This is a genomic window from Arthrobacter sp. UCD-GKA, from assembly GCF_001863355.1.
Taxonomy (GTDB): domain Bacteria; phylum Actinomycetota; class Actinomycetes; order Actinomycetales; family Micrococcaceae; genus Paeniglutamicibacter.
Map to the genome: position 1 here is coordinate 559,918 of NZ_MOLR01000001.1, position 19,344 is coordinate 579,261.

Here is a 19,344-nt window from a genome sequence, read left to right on the forward strand (position 1 = left end):
TTTCATGTTTTTGGGCGGCTCACAGCGCCCGGGAGATGAAATTTGGTGAGCTCTAGACCACTTTTCGTTTCGGCGCATTTGTCGGACCGAGGCCCGTGGGGGAAAGTCGCGTCGATGCGGATGGGCCATGAGAAATGCGGTAAAAGGACACGTCAGATACTGATTGGTCAACATGCCGGGGTGTGGGGGAAGGTGCAAGGATTCCCGGCGCCGGGGTGCATCAGGGAGCAAGCGGTCCACAGGGGCGTATGGGCAACGCGGCTAGGCTTGTCCGGTTAGTTTTCGCGTTTCATTGCCGCCGAGGAAATCAGTGAGCCTTTTTCGTACCAAACCCGTGGAGAGTTTCCTGGCTGACGCCGCGGAACCCGGCCGCCAGCTCAAGCGGACCCTGAACACCTGGGATCTGATGATCATGGGTGTGGCAGTGTCGGTGGGCGCCGGCATCTTCTCCGTGGGCGCGCGGGCCGCAGCAAACTTCTCCGGACCGGCAGTCACGCTCTCCTTTGTGATCGCAGCGCTTACCTGTGCCATGGCCATCATGTGTTACGCGGAATTTGCGACCGCGATCCCCGTCGCAGGCTCGGCGTATGTGTTTTCCTATGCCACCATGGGCGAGTTCATTGCATGGATCATCGGGTGGAACCTGATCCTCGAACTTTTCACTGCAGCCGCGGTGATCGCCAAGTATTGGGGTATCTACCTCACCGAAGTTTTCCAGCTCGTGGGAGTACACCTCTCACCCACCATTGACCTAGGCATCGTCACCATGAGCTGGGGACCATTGCTGATCGTCGCGCTGTTCACGCTGCTGCTCGTCATGGGCACCAAGCTGTCAGCCACGGTCGGGAATGTGTTCACCATTATCAAGATCGCCGTCGTGCTCTTCGTCATCGTCGCCGGCCTGTTCTACATCAAGGCGGAGAACTTCACTCCGTTCATCCCCGAGGCGGTTCCGGCCACGGGGGATGGCACCTCCGAGGTGCTCAAGCAGTCGCTCTTCGCCTTTGCCACCGGCGCCGCACCGGCCCAATACGGAATGATGGGCGTGCTTGCCGGCGCCGCACTGGTCTTCTTTGCGTTCGTCGGCTTCGACGTCGTGGCCACCAGCGCCGAAGAAGTCAAGAACCCGAACAAGACGCTGCCCCGCGGCATCTTCGCCGGACTTGCCCTGACCACGCTGCTCTACGTCGGTGTTTCGTTCGCGCTGACCGGAATGGTCTCCTACAAGGAGCTGGCGGCCGTGGAGACACCGACGCTGGCTACCGCGTTCTCGCTGGTGGGCAACGAAGGGGCAGCCTCGGTCATTGCCGTCGGCTCACTGATCGGCCTGACCACGGTGGTCATGGTGCTGCTCATGGGGCTCTCACGGGTCGTGCTCGCCATCAGCCGCGACGGGCTGCTGCCCTACTCGCTCTCCAAGACCAGCGCCAAGCGCGGCACACCGGTGCGCATCACCGTCATCTGCGGTTCGCTGGTCGCCCTGGTGGCCGGCTTCACCCGCGTGGATGTGCTCGAGGAGATGATCAACATCGGCACGCTGTCGGCCTTCGTGATGGTCAGCCTGGGCATCATCGTGCTGCGCCGCAAGCGCCCGGACCTCAAGCCCGCCTTCCGGGTTCCGTTCGGCCCGGTCATCCCGATCGTTTCGGCGTTGCTGTGCACCTACCTGATGGTCAACCTTGCCGTGGAGACGTGGATCTACTTTGTCGTGTGGTTGGTGCTCGGCGTGCTGATCTACTTCGGCTACGGACGGCGCCACTCGCGCCTGAACCAGAAGTACGCGGACCAAGTGGCAGCGATGGAAAAGACCGCAGAGCCGCAGCCCGCCACACAGTAGTTCCCGTTGGCGGTTGGCTGCTTTGGCAGCCGGCAGCAGCTGCTGGTCAAAGCGCCGGTGCCACCAGGATCCCCGAGATCCAGGCGTGGCGCCGGCGCTTTGCTTACCTGCCGCGATCGCGGGATGCACAGGACGTCCTGCAGGCAGCAGATGGAAGCGCCGGCGGAAATGCTTCGGGCCAACCCGACCAGCTGGTTGCCGGGACGGGCCACGGCCACGGTGCGGGAACCCCGGATCGAGGCTAGGAGAGTCGCGGGGGAGTCGGTGTAGGCGCTCCACCCCACCGCGTCGTGGAGCCCGGTCAAATCGGTGGTCTCGACCTGTCGGGTGAGTGATTACCGATGTTCTCCAGGCCCGCAGTTCCATCACACCGGGCAGACGGCGGTGGAGAGGCGAGCGGGCGTGCCGTGAGCCGGTCAGCGGACAACGGTGTCCTGCTGTGGTTGAAGACGATCAGGCGGCTGCGGCTTCCGGATGGAAGACCCAGTTCCGCCTGGGCAATCGGAGCGGATCCCGCGATGCGGGCAGCACCACGTGGGGGATCTGGTCGATGACCACGATGTCGAAATGCCCCGCGTGGTAGGCGGTGTGGCATGAAATACACAGCAAGATCCCGTTGGACACGTTTGTTTCCCCGCCCTCGGAAAACGCCTTGATGTGGTGCACCTCGGTCCGGTGGACCGGCATCGAGCAGCCGGGGTTCGCACAGCCGCGGTCGCGGGCGCCGATGGCCCGCTTCTGCGCCTTGGTGAAGTAGCGGACCTTACGGCCCAGATCCAGCGGCTGGCTTTTGCCGCTCATGACCAGCGGCAGGATGCCGGCGTTGCAGGCCAGCCGACGTGCCGTTGCCGCGGAAATGAGGTCGCCGTCCTCGGTGAAGCCGGGTTGGTCGGTGATCCCGGCCAACGCCTCGTAGGTGATCGTCACCAGGATCTCGATACGGGAGCTCAGCGGCATCCAGACATCCTCCGGAGTGTGCGGGTCGATGTACCTGGTGATCGCATCGAAGATCAATTGGTAGAGCCGACGAGCACGCAGTCGCGCGTTGGTTTCCTTCGCGGTTTCCCCCGGTCGGGGTGCTTCCTCGGGTGAGAGCGCCACCGGACGGCCCACGTCGTTGAAGCCGGCACGTGGGCGCTGGTCGACGGGCGTGTCCGGGTTTGCGGCCCATTCGGGAATCGGGAGGAAGCCCTGGTCGAGGCTGCCGGCCGGAACGCCCGAAGCGATGGCGTGGAGGCCGTTTGGGGCTCCCGCCGGGTCGTTGGCGCTGTCCGCGGCATCCTGCGGCGGACAAGTGCCGTCGGGGGTATCCGTCGGCAGGCCGGGACCTGCGGGGAAGGGCAGCCGGCCGGAAGCGGTGCGCGGGTTGTTCAAATCATCGGCCAGGCGCTTGAGGAACGCGTGGCCCACGGCATCGGTGGTCAGCTCCCAGACGTAGCCGGTGGGCCGTTTGCACTTGAATTGCACGCTCAGGTTCTGCAGCATTGCCGCTTCCTCGCGCTCAAGAACGCTGCGGTCAAGGTCGGCGGCAGCCTGCTTGATCAATTTGTCCACGGTCTTTTGTCCGGCGGTGGCCAGGATGCCGGCGACCAAGGCCTCGAGCTTGGTGCGCACGTTGGCGGGATCGGGCTGGGCCTCGATGGAGGTCTCCAGCGCGGCGAGCTTGGCCGCGGCACTGGCAACGGTGCGCGGGTCCGCGGTGCCGGACTGAAGGATCCTGCCCAGCTGCGGGTATCGGGCCGGTGCCTGCTGCCCGTCGGCGTCAAGGTGCGGCAGCAGCCGGTCGTGAGATTTCACGCGGTGCTCGGCCTGGAAGTAGTCGAGATTGAACTGGGACTCGAGGAACTCGGGGGTGCCCTTGTGCAGGGGCTTGCGGTCGGCGGCACTCACCGCATCGGCAGGAAGCTGCGTGTTGCCGCGGGCGAAGGCCTCGGGGGCGGCCAGGACCTGGTTGAGCCCGGCCAGCGCGCCGTCGGTCAGCGTATTGACCTCGGTCCTGTCGCACGAGCCCGCGGCGACGATTTGCGCGTGGCTGCCGGCGTGGGCGAAGTGCTCGGAAAGCCGTGCAAAGGCCGCGGCGCGGACCGGGGAATCTGCGATGGACCGATCCACGGCATCAACGGTGTGGCGCAGCAGCAATTCGAGGGCAGCGAGGGTCCGCAGCGGGTCGATGGGCATGCCGGCATCCGGGGTTGGGCCGGTGGTCCCGGTTTCCAATGCCCCGTTGAGCGCGGCCAGGGCCGCGTCGATGATGCCGGTGGAGGTGGTCATGCCTTCCATGATGCATCGTGGGCACGGGGAGTGGAGTGGCCGCGGCGGAATTGTGGATAAGTCCGGGGAAACGAAAATGCGCCGTCCGCCCGATGCCGGTGGCAGGGGAGGGACGGCGCATTCGTGGTTCGGCGCGTGGCGCGTGTGGCTTGGCGCCCGGGTGAACCGTGGGGACTAGAAGGCCGGAAGTACGCTGCCGTCGGTCCAGGTGCTCTTGATGTATTCGCGGACCTCGTCGGAGTGCAGCAGCTCGTCGAGCTTGGCGATGCCGTCGGTCTTCTCGCCCTCGCGCCAGGTCAGGAAGTTGGCGTTGGGGTTGTTGACCGCGTCTTCCTGGGCGATGATCTCGTCGGTGTTCAGCTTGGCAGCCACGATGTAGTTGCCGTTGACGATCGCAAGTCCGATCTTCGGGTCTTCCTGGTAGAACTTGGGAACCTGCTCCGAGTTCACTTCCTGGAACTTCAGCTTCTTGGGGTTCTTGGCGGCGTCGTCCTGAATCGTCAGGGCCGAATCGTCATCGGCCAGGCCGCTGAGCAGGCCTGCGGTTTCCAGTACGCGCAGGCCGCGCAGCTGGTTCACCGGGTCGTTGTTCAGCAACACGGTGGCGCCTTCGGTCACCGAGGCGACGTCCTTGAACTGCTTGGAGAACGCGGTCAGCGGCTCGACGTGGACGCCTGCGCCGTGCTCGAACTTATAGCCCTTGGTCTTCACCTGGTCTGCCAGGTAGGCCTCGGTCTGGAAGAAGTTTGCATCCAGGGTCTTGTCGGCAAGCGCGATGTTCGGGGTCTGGTAGTCCTCGATCTCGGTGATGTCCAGGTCGATGCCGGCCTTTGCAGCCAGGTTGGCATCGATGTACTCGAGGATCTGGGCGTGCGGGATCGGGCTCGCACCAACCTTGACAACGATCGGTGCGGCGCTGTCGCCGCTCTGCGATGCGCTGGGGGCAGCGGCGGTGCCGCCGCCGCAGGCCGTCAGCGCGAACAGGGTGGCAACGCCGGTGAGGGCAAGTGCGAGTTTCTTACGCATAGCGATGCGTTTCCTTTTCATCAAGACCCGGTGTGGATGGACACCGGGTAACCAACGCAGCGAAGCGGCTACCAGCTGCGCGTCGACGAGGGTGAGCCGTCGAAAACCATCGGGGATTACGGGGGGTGGTACGTGGTTTTGCCCAAGCGGGCGGTGCTTGGTGCGAGGTGGCGCGGAACGCCTAGAAGGCCGGGATGACGTCGCCCTCCGGCCACGTGGTCTCGATGTAGTCGCGAACCTCATCGGAGTGCAACAGCTCATCGAGCTTGGTCACGCCCTCGGTCTTCTCGCCTGCACGCCAGGCCAGGATGTTGGCATTCGGGTTGTCCTTGACGGGCTCAACCGCGAGGGCTTCGTCCTTGTTCAGCTTGGCCTGGACGATGTAGTTGCCGTTGACGATGGCGAGGCCGATGTTCGGGTCTTCCTGGTAGAACTTGGGGACCTGCTCCGCGTTGACCTCCTGGAACTTCAGTCCCTTGGGGTTCTTCGCGGCATCGGACTCAACGCTGAGCGCGGAGTCGCCGTCGACGATTCCGGAGAGCAACCCTGCTCCCTCAAGCACACGCAGGCCGCGCACCTGGTTGGACGGATCGTTCATGAGCACCACCGTTGCACCGTCCTCGACGGCGGAAGCCTCCGCATACTTCTTGGAGAATGCGGTGAGCGGTTCAAGCAGGATTCCGGTGCCGTGCTCCAGCTCGTAGCCCTTCGATGCGACCTGCTCGTCGAAGAACGGGACGTGCTGGAAGAAGTTGGCGTCGATCGACTTGTCGCTGAGGGCAAGGTTCGGGGTCTGGTAGTCGTCGATCTCTGTGATGTCCAGGTCGATGCCGGCCTTCGCGGCCAGGTTCTCATCGATGTACTCGAGGATCCGGGCATGCGGGACCGGGCTGGCGCCGACCTTGACCACGGTCAAGCCGGAAGCATTGCCGGTTTCCGCGGTGCTGGCGGCCGGTGCGCCGGCATTGCCGCCACAGGCGGTCAGGGCGAACAGGGTGGCGACGCCGGTGAGGGCAAGTGCGAGTTTCCTGCGCATGAGCTGCGTTCCTTTTCGTTGGTGCCGGCGTGCTGCCGGCGATCTCACGCAGCTAGCGGCTACTGGCTGCGCCCCGACGGACCGGGCCGTCGGAATGCTGTGGGCGGATCGTGCGCCGGGGGCTAGCGGTGATCCACCACGCGGGCGATGCGATCGCCAATGACCTGGACCAGCTGGACCATGACCACCATGATCACGATGGTGACCACCATGATCGCCGGTTCGTAGCGCTGGAAGCCGTAGTTGTAGGCCAAGCGTCCCAGCCCGCCACCGCCGACCAGGCCGGCCATCGCCGAGTACCCGATCAGGGTCACCAGCGTCGTGGTGCCCGCCGCAACAATGCCGGGCATGGCTTCGGGAACCAGGACCTTGCGGATGACCTGCATCTTGGTCGATCCCATGACCAGGGCCGCATCGATCTTCCCGCCGGAGACCTCGCGCAGCGCGGTTTCCACCAGGCGGGCGAAGAACGGGATGGTGCCGATGGTCAGCGAGACCGAGGCGGCCACCGGACCCAGTGAAACGCCGACAATGAGCTTGGCAAACGGGATCAGCGAAACCATCAGGATGGCAAACGGGATCGACCGGGTGATGTTGACGATGATTCCGGAGAGCACCACGTTGAGCGGCTTGTTGGGGGTCAGCCCGTCCTGCGAGGTGTTCAGCAGCAGGATCCCCAGCGGCAGGCCGATGATCACGGTGAAGACACCGGCGATGGCCACCATCTGCATGGTTTCGATGAACGCCGGCCACATGGCCTTGGTGATGCCGGGGTTGGTGACAAGATCGTTGAAGAAGTCCATGGACTACTTGGCCTCCTTGGGCGTCACGGCAACACCGTTGGCGAGCAGGTGGTTGGTGATGGCGGTGATGTCCGAGCCCTCGGGCAGCTGGATGCGCAGGTGCGCAAACTGGTGTGCCCCGAGGTTCTCGACGGAACCGGCAAGCACGTTCACGTCCACGTTGAAGGTGCGGGCAATCGAGGAGATCACCGGCTCGGTGGCCTGGGAACCGGAGTAGAGCAGATCCAGCACGACGCCGGCGGGAAGATCCGCCGGAAGCTTGCCGGGCATCGGCAGCAGCGCCTGGGAGAGGCGCCTGGCCGGGTCGGCGACGACCGTGGCGATGGCACCGTGTTCGACGATCCGTCCGGCTTCGAGCAGCGAGACCGAATCGCAGGCCTGCTTCACGACGTTCATTTCGTGGGTGATGATCAGCACCGTGAGGTTCAGCCGGTCACGCACGGACTTGATGAGCGCAAGGATCTCGTCGGTGGTCTTGGGATCCAGCGCGCTGGTGGGTTCGTCGCACAGCAGCACGTCGGGATCCGAGGACAGGGCGCGGGCGATGCCGACGCGCTGGCGCTGCCCTCCGGAAAGCTGGGCCGGGTACGCGTCGGCGAACTGGGTCAGTCCAACCAGTTCCAGCAGGGCATTGACCTTTTCGGCGATCTTGGCCTTGGGGGTGCCGATGAGTTCCAGCGGGAAGGCCACGTTCTGCGCGGTGGTGCGCGAATCCATCAGGTTGGCATGCTGGAAGACCATGCCGATGCGCCGGCGTGCGGTGCGCAGGTCGGAGTCGGAGACATTGGCCAGTTCCTGGTTGTTCACGGCAACGGACCCGGAGGTCGGGCGGTCAAGCAAGGTCAGGCAACGGACAAGTGTTGACTTGCCGGCGCCGGAGTGGCCGATGATGCCGTGGATTTGGCCGGCATCGACGTGCAAGGAGACTCCATCCAGGGCGACGACGGTGCGGTCGCCCTGCTGGTAGACCTTGCGCAGGTCAGTGACTGTGATCAAAAGGGGGATGTCCTTAGCAATCAAAAAGTAAAGGGGGTACCTGACATTGAATCACTGTCGAACGATTGCAGCGCAATCGTGGCCGTTTCCCGACTTTCTTCGCAACGGCTCTCGACGGCGCCGGGTTTGGCTGCCGTTTTCTTGGGGGAGCGGAGGTTTTTTCGAATAATTCGCTGGCGCGGCTGGCGCAAAAAGGGGCTTGGGGTTACCGATGCGTAGGGTGAGCTGGCTCACCCGGAGTCATTGGTGGGGAAATATTGCTTCATGTTGCGCGGACGCCGCCGGGATTGGCGCCGCGAAGTGCCGGTCGGGGTGCCCCGGCGGCAAGGGACCCGCAGGCCCGGGCTTCGCCCCGGAAACGTCGAAGGGATCCCGAGTCGGGATCCCTTCGACATATTGCGTGAGGTGCCTGGCTAGGACTTGACCGGCCACTGGCCGTCGACGACGGCGTCGGGGTTCTTGCGGCGGAAGTACTCCTGGAGGCTTGCTGCCTGCTCCGCCGCCCACTTGATCTGCTGCGCGTGCAGTGCGGCGGGGTCGGCCTGCAGCTGGGGGTATTTCGCGGCCTGCGCATCGGCAATCCCGATGGTGGCGGCGGCATCGGCCTCCGAGGTGTGGGCGTTGAGCAGCGGAACGCCGTAGAACTCGCTCATCACCGAGAGGTTGCGCTTGCCGCGACGGTACTTGTCGACCTGCTTGTCCAGGACGTAGGGGTCGATGACCGGGGCCGGGACGATCGGGGCCAGGCCGTGGCGCTTGGCTTCGCGGTCGAGCACCGTGAAGTCGTAGGCGGCGTTGAAGGCCATGACGGGCATGGTGAGGAACARGTCGGCCAGGAACGCCGAGATTTCGGCAACTGCGGTGGCCGCATCCATGCCGTCGGCCTGCGCCTTGGCGGTGGAAATGSCGTGGATGGCCGAGGCCTCTTCCGGGATGGCCACGCCGGGGTTGACGAGCCATTCCCTGGTCTGCAGGATTTCGGAGCGCCCGTTGACCACCAGGATGGAGGCGGTGACGATGCGTGCATCGAGCGGGTCGCGGCCGGTGGTTTCGAGATCGAATGCGGCGCGGGGGAGAGTATGCCAGGAAGTCATGGCCTCAACGCTACCGGGAACCTGAGACACTTTGGCGATCCGCAGCGCGCTTGTGGATGAACAGCGGGCCCGACCCCCGATAATGGGTGTGGATGGGCACGGCACGTGAGGAGACAACCTTGGACCAGTCAGCACGGACAACGGTTCCGGATGCGGGGGGAGCCATGGATCTCCCGGGAACGGCCGGAGCTGCGGCCGAGGCGGGACTGGAGTACGACGAAGCGGTGTTTGCGGTGGTCGCCATGATTCCCGCCGGCAAGGTCCTCTCCTACGGCGACATCGCCGAACTCCTGGGGTCCGGTGGCCCGCGACAGGTGGGCAAGGTGATGGGCCGCGGGGGATCGGAGGTCACCTGGTGGCGGGTCATCCGCTCCGACGGGACCCTGCCGGCCGCCTTGCAACCGGTCGCGGCCGGGCACTGGGCGCGGGAAGCGACCCCGTGCACCGAGGCCCGGGTGCGGATGAAACGTGCACGCTGGGTGCCCACCGAGGCAGACCATGCGCGCATCGACCGGGTGGCCGAAGCGCTCCCGGTTCCAAAACGTCGCCCCCGAATGATCTGATGGAGCACATGGACACCCTCGCATCCGCCCCGGAGACCGTGGCAACCGCCCCGGCCGATTCCCTGGCCGCCGACCCGGACCAGCAAGAACTCCTGGAGCTGGCACCCGGCCATGGACCGGTGCTGGTCCTGGGCGGACCGGGCACCGGGAAGACCACCACGCTGTTGCGGGTGCTCACGCACCGGCTGGATGCCGGGCTTGACCCGCAGCATGTGCTGGTGCTTTCCCCCACGCGTTCCGCCGCGGCCACGTTGCGCGACGACCTGTCCGCCGGCACCGAGAAGACGTTTTCCGAACCCGCCGTGCGCACCTGGTCGGCCTACGCCTTCGACCTGATCCGCAGGGCCCGGCTCGACGGGCTGCTGCCGGCGCTGCAGCGGCCGCCCCGACTGCTCTCGGGTCCGGAGCAGGACACCCTGATCGGGCACCTGCTCGAGGGCCACGCCCTGGGCATCACTCCCGGGCCGGAGTGGCCCGAGTCCCTTGGGGAGGCCATCGGCACCCGCGGCTTCCGCAAGGAACTGCGTGAACTCTTCGACCGGATCTCCGAGCACGGGCTGGAGGCCGGTGCGCTGCAGGACCTGGGGGAGTCGCTGCGCCGTCCCGAATGGGTGGCAGCGGCGCAGTTCTACCAGGAATACCGGGACCTTTTGGACCTGGGCAGCGCCGAGGCGTTCGACCCGGCGGGGCTCCTGGCCGCCGCCGCGCACATCCTCGAGGACAACCCGGAGTTCCTGGAAGCCGAACACGAGCGCCTGCACCTGGTGATGGTCGATGACCTGCAGGAGGCGAACCCCGCGCAGCACCACCTGCTCTCGCTGCTGGCCCGGGGCCGGGACCTGGTGGCCTTCGCCGTCCCGGACAACGTGGTGCAGGGTTTCCGCGGTGCCCGCCCCGACATGCTCGGCGAGTTCGAGGCACGGCTGGGCACCGGGAACGCGCCCGCGCGCATCCTGGAACTGCGCACTTCCTACCGGTTGAACCCTGAGTTGGCCGAGGCCTGGGGCAAGGTCGCCAGGCGCATCCCGGTTGCCGCCGGAGGCGCCGGACGGAAGCTGGAGTTCCCCGATGCACCGGCCACCGCCGAGGTGCCGGAGACGGCCGCGGACGAGGGAACCGAAACCGGGGGGCAGGTCTCCGGGAACGACGAACCCGGTGCCCCGGAACCTGGCTGCCTGGAGGTGCTGCTGGTCGATTCGCCGATCCACGAGGAACGCCTGGTGGCCCAGCGCCTGCTCGAGGAACACCTGATCAACCACCGTCCGCTGGAGTCCATGGCGGTGATCTTGCGCAACGGGTCCCAGGTCCGGTCCATGGCCAAGTACCTGGCCGGGGCCGGGATCGCGGTGAACACCCCGCCGGCCGAAACCCCGCTGCGCGAGGAACCCGCAGTGCGCCCGCTGCTGGATCTGATGTCCCTGGCGTTGGCGCCCGGGGCGCCGGCGGACCCTTTGCTGCTGCAGGAACTGCTGATGTCCCGCTACGCCAACGCCTCGGCACTGGACGTGCGCCGGCTGCGCCAGGGCTTGCGCCGCCACGAGGTCGCCCAGGGCGGGAACCGCTCCAGCGCCGAGCTGCTGGCCGGGATGCTCGACGAGCTGGAACTGCTGGAAACCATGGGGCGGGAGGCCGCCGGCGCCCGCAGGCTGGCCCGCATGTACCGCGCGCTGCGCGAGGAGCTGGCCGGCAGCAACGTGAACGCCGAAACAGCGTTGTGGGCCCTGTGGGCCGCAAGCGGCATGGGGGAGAAGTGGAGCGCCGCCGCGCTGGCCGGCGGCATCCTGGGCACCCGCGCGGATCACGACCTGGATGCGATGCTGGCGATCTTCCAGTCCGCCGAACGCTTCGTGGACCAGCTGCCCGGCTCCTCCGTCGCCCAGTTCGTCGAGCACGTGTTGGGCCAGGAACTGCCCATGGACACCCTGGCCAGCCGCGGCGGGTCCGCTGCCTCCGTCCAGGTGCTCACCACCGCGGCGGCCGCCGGGCGCGAATGGGACCTGGTGCTGGTGCCCGGGATGCAGGAAGGGATCTGGCCCAACACCAAGCTGCGCGGCGAGCTGCTCGGCGGCGGTGCGCTCAGCGACGTCATCGAGCACGGCCCGCAGATCCTGCCGGTGCGCAACATCGCCTCGCTGATCCGCGAGACCCGTGCCGACGAGCTGCGCACCTTCGCCAACGCGCTCTCCCGCGCCCGGGAGAAGGTCATTGCCATCGCCGTGGCCTCCGAGGACACGGCGCCTTCCTCCTTCCTGGACCTCGTGGACCCCGTCGGCGCGGTCCAGGGACGCGCGGCGGCCTTCGTGCCCCGGCCCCGGACCCTCGGCGCGCTGGTGGCGGAGCTGCGCCAGGCGGCCGAGGCCACGGCATTGGATGCGGCCCGCGAGCCGCTGCACCGCGATGCCACCGCGGTGCTCGGCGCCCTGGTTGCCGCGCCGCACCCGATCCGCGGGGCGCACCCGGCTAGCTGGTGGGGTCTTGCCGAGTCCACCTCCCACGGGCCGGTGGTCCCGCCGGGGGAACCGGTGAAGGTCTCCCCGTCGAAGGTCGAGTCCGTGATGAATTCCCCGCTGAACTGGTTTGTCCAGGCCGCCGGGGGAGAGGCGGCCACCGACTTCGCCCGCTCCCTGGGCACCCTGGTCCACTCGATCGCCGAGGAACACCCCGAGGCCAGCGGCGGGGAATACCAGCGGGTGCTTGACGAGCGCTGGGGCGAACTGGAAATGCCGCAGAACTGGGAGGGTGCCCGGGACCGCGAGCGGGCCGAGTCGATGCTGAAGAAACTGGCGCAGTACAACGTGATGATGAGCACGGAGAAGCGGCGCCTGATCGGCCGGGAAATCCCCTTCGAGGTTCTGATCCACCCACCCGGGTCCGTGGACGTGCCGGGGCCCGGGGACGTGCCCGGAGCCGACGGGCCACAGCCGCCGGCCGATCCGCGGGCTCCGCGTGCCGCCTTGCTGCGGGGCGTCGTGGACCGGGTGGAGGCCGACGCGGCGGGGAACCCGTGGGTCGTTGACCTGAAGACCGGCAAGTCCCAGCCCAGCGGCAAGGACGTCGAACACCACCCACAGCTGGGCGCCTACCAGGCCGCGATCATCAACGGGGCGCTGGCCGGGAAGACCGCCGAGGAGCTCACCACGGTGCCCGCCGGTGCGTCGCTGGTGCAGCTGGGCACCAGCACCAAGACCCCGCGCGAGCAGGCGCAACCGGCCATCACCGAGACGGACTGGGCCACACCGATGGTGCTGGCCGCCGCCCAGTTGATGGGCGACGCAGACTTCCTCTCGCGCCACGACCCGGCCCGCGGCGGGCGCAGCGGCAGCAACTGCCGGCTGCCGGGGATTTGTCCACTATGTTCCGAAGGAAGGCAGGTCACCGAGCCATGAACCGCACCCAAGAAGCCAGCCAGGCGGAGGCCGTGTCCGCACCGAGCCTCGGCGGCACGGAGCCGCCGCGGGTGTATTCGCCGGAGGAGCTGGCGGAGATCCTGGGCCAGCACCAGCCGACCCCGGAGCAGTCGGCGATCATTTCCTCGCCGCTGGAGCCGCTGCTGGTGATCGCCGGAGCCGGGTCGGGCAAGACCGCCACGATGGCCGACCGGGTCATCTGGCTGGTCGCCAACAAGCAGGTGCGCCCCGAGGAGATCCTCGGGGTGACCTTCACGCGCAAGGCCGCCGGGGAACTGGCCCAGCGCATCCGCGGGCAGTTGGAAAAGCTGGCCCGCTCCGGGCTGCTGGAACTCGAGGACGAAGGCCTGCTGGATCCCTCGGTGTCCACCTACCACTCCTACGCCAACACGCTGGTGAAGGAGCACGGGCTGCGCATCGGCGTGGAATCGGACACCGCGCTGCTGGGCACCGCCCAGGCCTGGCAGGTCGCCGCCGCGGTCGTCGAGGGTTACGCCGGGGACTACGAGCACCTGGCCTCCTCCAAGAACACGCTCATCGACGCCGTGGTCACCTTCGCCGGGGAATGCGCCGAGCACCTGGTGGACCCGGTGTATGCCAAGGAATGGATCGATACGCTGGTGGGTCGGCTCGAGGCGCTGCCCTACCGGATAGACAAGCAGGCAGCGCCCTCGATCGATGCCCGCAAGCTGCTGGACAGGCTGCGCACCCGCGCCACCATCGCCGAACTGGCCGTGGACTACGCGCGGGCCAAGGCCGCCCGCGGCGCCCTGGACTACGGGGACCTGGTGGCGCTGGCCGCGCGCATCGCCCGGGAAATCCCGGAGGCGGCGCACAGCGAACGGGCGAAGTTCAAGGTGGTGCTGCTCGACGAGTTCCAGGACACCTCGCACGCCCAGATGGTGCTGTTTTCCTGCATCTTCGGCGACGGGCACGCGCTGACCGCCGTCGGGGACCCCAACCAGTCCATCTACGGATTCCGCGGGGCCAGCGCCGGGCAGCTCTTCCGCTTCCCGACCGAGTTCCCGGCGCGCCTCGACGGCACCAGCGGCCCGGGTTCCGGGGACGAGGGAGAGAGCGAGGACCCCGGGCGGTTGCGCCCGGCCTCGGTGGCCTACCTGTCCACGGCCTGGCGCAACTCGGTCAACGTGCTTTCGGCGGCCAACGCGGTCTCCGCGAAGCTGAACTCGGTCGCACCCTCGGGCATCTCGGTGCCCTCGCTCAAGCCCAGCGCCTTCGCCGGGACCGGAACGGTGGAGCTGGCCCGCTACGCCACCGGCTCCCAGGAGGCTGCGGCCCTGGCTTCCCGCTTCGCCGCCGAACGCCGCTCCTTTGCCGCCGCGCACGGACGGAACCCGTCGATGGCGGTGCTCTGCCGCACCCGCTCGGCGCTGATGCCCATCGCCCGCGGCCTGGAGGACGCCGGCATCCCGTACGAAATCCTGGGCCTGGGCGGGCTGCTGGGCATGCCCGAGGTCGCCGACATCGTCGCCACGCTCAACGTGCTGGTGGATCCGAACCGCTCCGACCACCTGGTGCGGCTGCTGGCCGGGGCACGCTGGCGCATCGGCCCGGCGGACCTGATGGCCTTCGCCGACTGGTCGCGCTTCCTGGCCCGCCGCCGCGAATTCGCGCTCAAGGACGGCGTGGCCGAAAACCTCGACGCCCCCGAAAGCGCCGAGGAAGTCACCCGCGGCGAGGCCCGGGCCGAGCTCAACGACGCCGCGAGCCTCATCGAGGCGCTGGACTRCCTGCCGCACCCCGACTGGGTCTCCGGCGACGGGCGCTCACTGGGGGCCGAGGCGCTGGGCCGGCTGCGGAAGTTGCGCGACGAGCTGCGCTACCTGCGCGGCTTCATCGACGACGACCTGGAGACGCTGCTGCGCGAGACCGAACGCGCGATGGGCCTGGACATCGAGGTGGCCGCCAAGCCCGGGGTGGGCATCCACGAGGCGCGCCGCCACCTGGACGCCTTCGCCGACATCGCCCAGGACTACGCGTCCACCTCCACCCGGGTCGACCTGGCCGGGTTCCTGACCTGGCTGGAGGCCGCGGCCGAGAAGGAGGGCGGACTGGCGATCGTGCCCGGGGAGCCGAACCCGGATGCGGTGCAGCTGCTGACCATCCACGCCTCCAAGGGCCTGGAATGGGACGTGGTGGCGGTGACCGGGATGAACGAGGGCATCTTCCCCAGCGCCAGCGATTCGCGCTGGACCAGCGGGGACGCGGCGCTGCCGTGGCCGCTGCGCGGGGACAAGCACGATTTGCCGCAGTGGGACACCGACCAGGAATCGCTCTTCGACGTGGTCAAGGCCGAGGCGCTGTTCAAGTCCGAGGTGCTCGCGCACGCCGAGCTGGAGGAACGCCGGCTGGCCTATGTCGCGCTGACCCGCGCCAAGTCGCTGCTGATTTGTTCGGCGACCGCCTGGACCGGCACGCGCACCAAGCTGACCGAGCCCTCCAGCTTCCTGCTGGACATGCGCCCGCTGTCCGAGGGGCCGGCACCGTCGGCGACGACCACCCTGTGGGTGGCCGACGAGGACGCGCCGGAGGCCAACCCGTTCCGCGAGGCGCCGCTGGAGGCCCGCTGGCCGTACGACCCGCTCGAAGGCCCGGTCGTCTCCGGCGGCGGGGTGGTCCGTCCCCGCCCGGCCGGACGCCGTGCCAAGCTGGAGGCCTCGGCGGCGGCGGTGCTCGAAGCCGCCGCGCGGGCCAGGGAAGAATCCCGCGATGGTTCAGGCGAGGATTCCAGCGACGGGCACCGGGAACCGGCGTCCGTCGGCCAGGGGCCCGAGGCGCAGGAACCCTGGTCGACCCCGACCGGCAAGGCCTGGTTCCACGAAGCGGAGCTGCTGCTGGCCCGCCAGGCCCAGGAAGCCGCCGAGGAGCGGACCACCGCGATCCCGAAGCACGTGCGTGCCTCGGTCTTCGTGGACCTGGCCACCGATGCCGCCGCGGTGCTGGCCGAGCTGCGCCGCCCGGTCCCGCGCCGCCCGGGCACCGCCGCCCGCCGCGGCACCGCCTTCCACGCCTGGCTGGAGGAGTACTTCGATTCCACCGGGATGCTGGAACTGGGCGACTACCTGGAGGCCGCCGACGCGTACATCGACGACGCGCTGGACCTGGAGGACATGAAGGCCGCGTTCCTCGACTCCGAATGGGCCAACCGGCAGCCGGCGTTCGTGGAGGCCGCGATCGAGACCCGGATCGGCCCGGTGTCGGTGCGCGGGCGCATCGATGCGATCTTCAAGGAGCCCGACGGAGCCTGGCTGCTGGTTGACTGGAAGACCGGGAGGGTGCCGCGCGGGGAGGAACTGCGGATCAAGGCCCTGCAGCTGGCGGTGTACCGGCTGGGCTGGGCGCGCCTGCGTGGCATCGACGTATCCCAGGTCCGCGCGGCGTTCTACTACGTGGGATCCGGCACCACCATCCGGCCGCACGACCTGGCCGACGAGGCGGAACTGGAGGAACTGATCACCGCGTCCATGGCCCAACTGGGACGGGTGCCGGCGATCGAGGGCTAAGCCCGGCACACGCCTGAGGGCCAGTCGCGGCGCCTTGCCGCGTGTGAAGCCGAAGCCGAAGTTGAAGCCACGTGCGGTCCGGCGCCATCGAGGCGCCGGGCTGCTGCCGCCTACTGCTTTTCGAGCTTCTGGACCGGGATTGCGGAGGTCTCTGGTTCCGCTGCCGCGGCCGAACGTCCGGATGCCGGGGCATCGTCCGTGGGCGTTCCCGCCGTGTCCTTGTCTGGGTGTTCTTGGTTGCCGGCTTCGTCGCTGCCCTTGTTGTCCGAATGATCCGCGTCAACAGGCGTCTTCGGGCCATCGGAGTTCGCGGACCCGGGTGCAGAAGCCTCGGCTGCCGAAACCGCGGATCCCGTGGCCGCGGCGGCAACGGGTGCCGGCACCGGTTTCTTGGATGCCACCGGGGCGCTGGCCGGATGCATCGGGGCTGCGGTCGGGACCGGCGGGGATGCTGGAGGGGCCGGCGCGGCACTCACGGGGGAGGGCAGGATCCGCATGGCAGAGGTTTCCGGCTCAGCGTGTTTCCCTGCCGGTTCATTGTCCTCGGCGGTGTCCCCGGCGTCGTCGGCGGCATCAATCCCGATGACGGTGACGCGTTCGTTGGAGGGAACAGGTTCCGGCGGCGCGTCCGCGGGCTCGGGCTTGGCCGCCCGCGGGGGCTCCACCACGGAGATCGGCTGGCCGCCGTACTCGGCGATGTCGTGGTCGAGCTCCTCGAGCATGACCTTGGCCTCGGCGATGCGCTCGGCGTCGCCCCCGGCAATGGCCTTGACCAGCCACTGGGCCAGGGCGAACTCGGCGGCCAGCGCGGCACGGCGCATGATGTGCGGATCGGCCCGGTCCCCGCGCACCGCGACATAGCTTTCGAAGGCGGCCTCGGCGAAGGACTGCTCGTGCACCGCCGCCAGCCAGGCGAAGTCGTCGGCCGGGTCCCCGACCTGCAGGTCCGTCCAGCCGGTGACCGCCACGACCTTGGCGTCCTGGACCAGGAGCTGGTCCTCGTGCAGGTCCCCGTGGATGACGGTGGCGTTGAAGCGCCACAGCGCCACGTCCTCCAGCGCGTGTTCCCAGCGCCGCAGCAGCCGCGAGGGGATCATGCCGGTGGTGGCCGCGGCGTCCAGCTCGTTGAGCCGGCGCTGGCGCACCTGCTCGGCGGTGTAGGAGGGCAGATCCGCGCGGTCGATGGCGGAGGCCGGCATCGAGTGGATCGCGGCCATCACGGCGCCCAGGTCCCGGGCGCAGCGCGAACCCTGCCCCACGAGGTCCTCCAGGGAGAACTGCTTGCCGGGCAGGTGGTTGTAGACGAAGGTGCGCAGCGGGCCCTGCCGCACGGTTCCGGCAACGGAGGGCAGCTGGAAGGGCAGCGAGGCGCGGATGCCGGCGGAGAAGGCACGCAGCGCGGCCAGTTCCGATTCCAGGCGCATCGACGCTTCCTCGTGGCGGGGGGAGCGCACGCGCCAGCGGTTCTTGGCGGCGTCGACGATGAGCACCGAGTCGAAATCATTGCCGTCGTCCGGCAACGAGGCCACGCCCGTGGGCGCCAAGCCGGGGACCGCAGCGGTGGCGATGGCAGCGAGTTCCATGGGAGAGCGTTTCACATCCTCCACCGTAGACCGCAAGGGCTGTTCGAGTCCTGCCGTGCGGCGGCGAGTCGCGTGTTTTGCGTCCAATCCCCGCCCGCCGCCGGCTATCGCGCACCCCGGGGCCGGGCCGGGTGGCTGCGCCGGCCACCGGCCCGTCCGCCGCGGAGGGTGCGCCGATAGCCACAACCGGCGCCCCGAAGTATGCGTTGTGGCGGTCGGGTCAGTACGGTTGATGATATGAGCGATACCGTGCAGCAACCCGTGACCAGCCACCCCGAGCTAGGGGCCCTGCCCCTGGCCCGCACCGCCATCGACCGCGGCTGCGAACGGCGCACCCAGGCCGGCTGGCTCGATGCGCTGCGCGCGGACACCAGGACCCGGCACCTTGTGATGATCGGCGGCCGCGCCCGGGTGCTCGACGGCGAACTGGTGCTGCTGGAGGGCACGCAGGTCCCGGCCGGCGGGACAGAGATCTACCTGGGCTCCGACGGCAGCACCGAAATCGTGCTGGATTCCTTCCCCGAGGCCCCGGCCGCGGACGACGGTGCGGCCGGCACCGCCGCCACCCACCCGGAGCAGTGGCTGGGCCTGCGCGATGTCGCCGCCGGGCTGGGCGCGCGCGATGCCGGGCTGTTCGTCGAGGCAGTGGCCATCGCCAACTGGAACCACTCGATGAACTTCTGCCCGGGCTGCGGCGGGAAACTTCAGTTGCGGGACTCCGGCTGGGTCAAGCACTGCGCCGCGGAGGACCTCGAGCACTTCCCGCGCACCGACCCGGCCGTCATCGTGGCCATCACCGACGAGGACGACCGGCTGCTGCTGGGCGCCAACAAGGCCTGGGGCGGCACCCGCTTCTCCACCCTGGCCGGGTTCGTCGAGCCCGGCGAATCCCTCGAATCCGCGGTCATCCGCGAGGTCGCCGAGGAATCCGGGGTCATCGTGCAGAACCCCCGCTACATGGGCTCCCAGCCCTGGCCCTTCCCGCGCTCGCTGATGCTCGGGTTCACCGCCACCGCCACGGGCACCGAGCTGGTGCCCGACGGGGTGGAGATCATCGACCTGCGCTGGTTCACCCGCGAGGAGCTGGCCGCCGAGGTCCGCTCCGGGGCCATCGGGGTGCCCTCGGGCACCTCGATCGCCAGCGCATTGATCGAACACTGGTTCGGCGGCGTGCTGCCCGAACCCGAACGCCTGGAAAACTAGG

12 protein-coding genes are annotated in these 19,344 nt (G+C 68.3%); 5 read left to right on the plus strand and 7 right to left on the minus strand.

Features of this window, described 5'->3' with window-relative positions:
- Window positions 1-310 precede the first annotated feature (310 nt).
- On the plus strand, window positions 311-1,837 hold the full coding sequence (locus tag BLJ79_RS02670) for an amino acid permease (protein ID WP_071213098.1): 1,527 nt from the start codon (window positions 311-313) through the stop codon (window positions 1,835-1,837).
- A 453-nt stretch (window positions 1,838-2,290) separates the two neighbouring features.
- On the opposite strand, the gene BLJ79_RS02675 is transcribed toward BLJ79_RS02670, so the two are convergent.
- From BLJ79_RS02675 to BLJ79_RS02700, 6 genes are all read right to left on the minus strand, one after another.
- Window positions 2,291-4,108 (minus strand): HNH endonuclease signature motif containing protein, encoded by a 1,818-nt coding sequence (locus BLJ79_RS02675; RefSeq protein WP_071213099.1) that lies wholly within the window; start codon window positions 4,106-4,108, stop codon window positions 2,291-2,293.
- A 174-nt stretch (window positions 4,109-4,282) separates the two neighbouring features.
- Entirely contained in the window at window positions 4,283-5,134 is an 852-nt protein-coding gene (locus BLJ79_RS02680; protein WP_071213100.1) for a MetQ/NlpA family ABC transporter substrate-binding protein, read from the minus strand.
- A gap of 181 nt (window positions 5,135-5,315) precedes the next feature.
- A complete protein-coding gene (locus BLJ79_RS02685) occupies window positions 5,316-6,170 on the minus strand; it encodes a MetQ/NlpA family ABC transporter substrate-binding protein (RefSeq protein ID WP_071213101.1) in 855 nt (284 codons plus the stop codon).
- Between the two features lie 122 nt (window positions 6,171-6,292).
- Window positions 6,293-6,973: a methionine ABC transporter permease gene (locus tag BLJ79_RS02690; RefSeq protein ID WP_071213102.1), complete on the minus strand. Its 681-nt coding sequence runs from the start codon at window positions 6,971-6,973 to the stop codon at window positions 6,293-6,295.
- A gap of 3 nt (window positions 6,974-6,976) precedes the next feature.
- Window positions 6,977-7,969: a methionine ABC transporter ATP-binding protein gene (locus BLJ79_RS02695; protein ID WP_071213103.1), complete on the minus strand. Its 993-nt coding sequence runs from the start codon at window positions 7,967-7,969 to the stop codon at window positions 6,977-6,979.
- Window positions 7,970-8,382: 413 nt separating this feature from the next.
- Entirely contained in the window at window positions 8,383-9,063 is a 681-nt protein-coding gene (locus BLJ79_RS02700) for a 3'-5' exonuclease (protein WP_071213104.1), read from the minus strand.
- 119 nt (window positions 9,064-9,182) lie between these two features.
- Here BLJ79_RS02700 and BLJ79_RS02705 point away from each other — a divergent pair, with 119 nt between their 5' ends.
- The 3 genes from BLJ79_RS02705 to BLJ79_RS02715 are packed head-to-tail and all read left to right on the plus strand — an operon-like array spanning window position 9,183 to window position 16,557.
- A complete protein-coding gene (locus tag BLJ79_RS02705; protein ID WP_286135238.1) occupies window positions 9,183-9,626 on the plus strand; it encodes an MGMT family protein in 444 nt (147 codons plus the stop codon).
- An 8-nt stretch (window positions 9,627-9,634) separates the two neighbouring features.
- Window positions 9,635-13,012, plus strand: a complete 3,378-nt coding sequence (locus BLJ79_RS02710) for an ATP-dependent helicase (RefSeq protein WP_286135239.1) — start codon at window positions 9,635-9,637, stop codon at window positions 13,010-13,012.
- A complete protein-coding gene (locus BLJ79_RS02715) occupies window positions 13,009-16,557 on the plus strand; it encodes an ATP-dependent helicase (protein WP_071213107.1) in 3,549 nt (1,182 codons plus the stop codon). The genes BLJ79_RS02710 and BLJ79_RS02715 overlap by 4 nt, the downstream gene beginning before the upstream one ends.
- A 110-nt stretch (window positions 16,558-16,667) precedes the next feature.
- Here BLJ79_RS02715 and BLJ79_RS02720 read toward each other — a convergent pair whose 3' ends face one another.
- The gene (locus BLJ79_RS02720) at window positions 16,668-18,140 is read right to left on the minus strand and encodes a macrolide 2'-phosphotransferase (RefSeq protein WP_071213108.1); all 1,473 of its coding nucleotides are present in this window, start codon (window positions 18,138-18,140) and stop codon (window positions 16,668-16,670) included.
- A 237-nt stretch (window positions 18,141-18,377) separates the two neighbouring features.
- Between BLJ79_RS02720 and nudC the strand changes: the two genes are divergently transcribed.
- Window positions 18,378-19,343 (plus strand): NAD(+) diphosphatase, encoded by a 966-nt coding sequence (gene nudC / locus BLJ79_RS02725; protein WP_071213109.1) that lies wholly within the window; start codon window positions 18,378-18,380, stop codon window positions 19,341-19,343.
- Window position 19,344 lies beyond the last annotated feature (1 nt).

Excerpts from the sequence above, each read along its gene's own strand:
- BLJ79_RS02690 (WP_071213102.1), bottom strand. The coding sequence starts at position 6,973 with ATGGACTTCTTCAACGATCTTGTCACCAACCCCGGCATCACCAAGGCC.
- BLJ79_RS02710 (WP_286135239.1), top strand. The coding sequence starts at position 9,635 with ATGGACACCCTCGCATCCGCCCCGGAGACCGTGGCAACCGCCCCGGCC.
- BLJ79_RS02680 (WP_071213100.1), bottom strand. The coding sequence starts at position 5,134 with ATGCGTAAGAAACTCGCACTTGCCCTCACCGGCGTTGCCACCCTGTTC.
- BLJ79_RS02675 (WP_071213099.1), bottom strand. The coding sequence starts at position 4,108 with ATGACCACCTCCACCGGCATCATCGACGCGGCCCTGGCCGCGCTCAAC.
- BLJ79_RS02720 (WP_071213108.1), bottom strand. The coding sequence starts at position 18,140 with ATGGAACTCGCTGCCATCGCCACCGCTGCGGTCCCCGGCTTGGCGCCC.
- nudC (WP_071213109.1), top strand. The coding sequence starts at position 18,378 with ATGAGCGATACCGTGCAGCAACCCGTGACCAGCCACCCCGAGCTAGGG.
- BLJ79_RS02685 (WP_071213101.1), bottom strand. The coding sequence starts at position 6,170 with ATGCGCAGGAAACTCGCACTTGCCCTCACCGGCGTCGCCACCCTGTTC.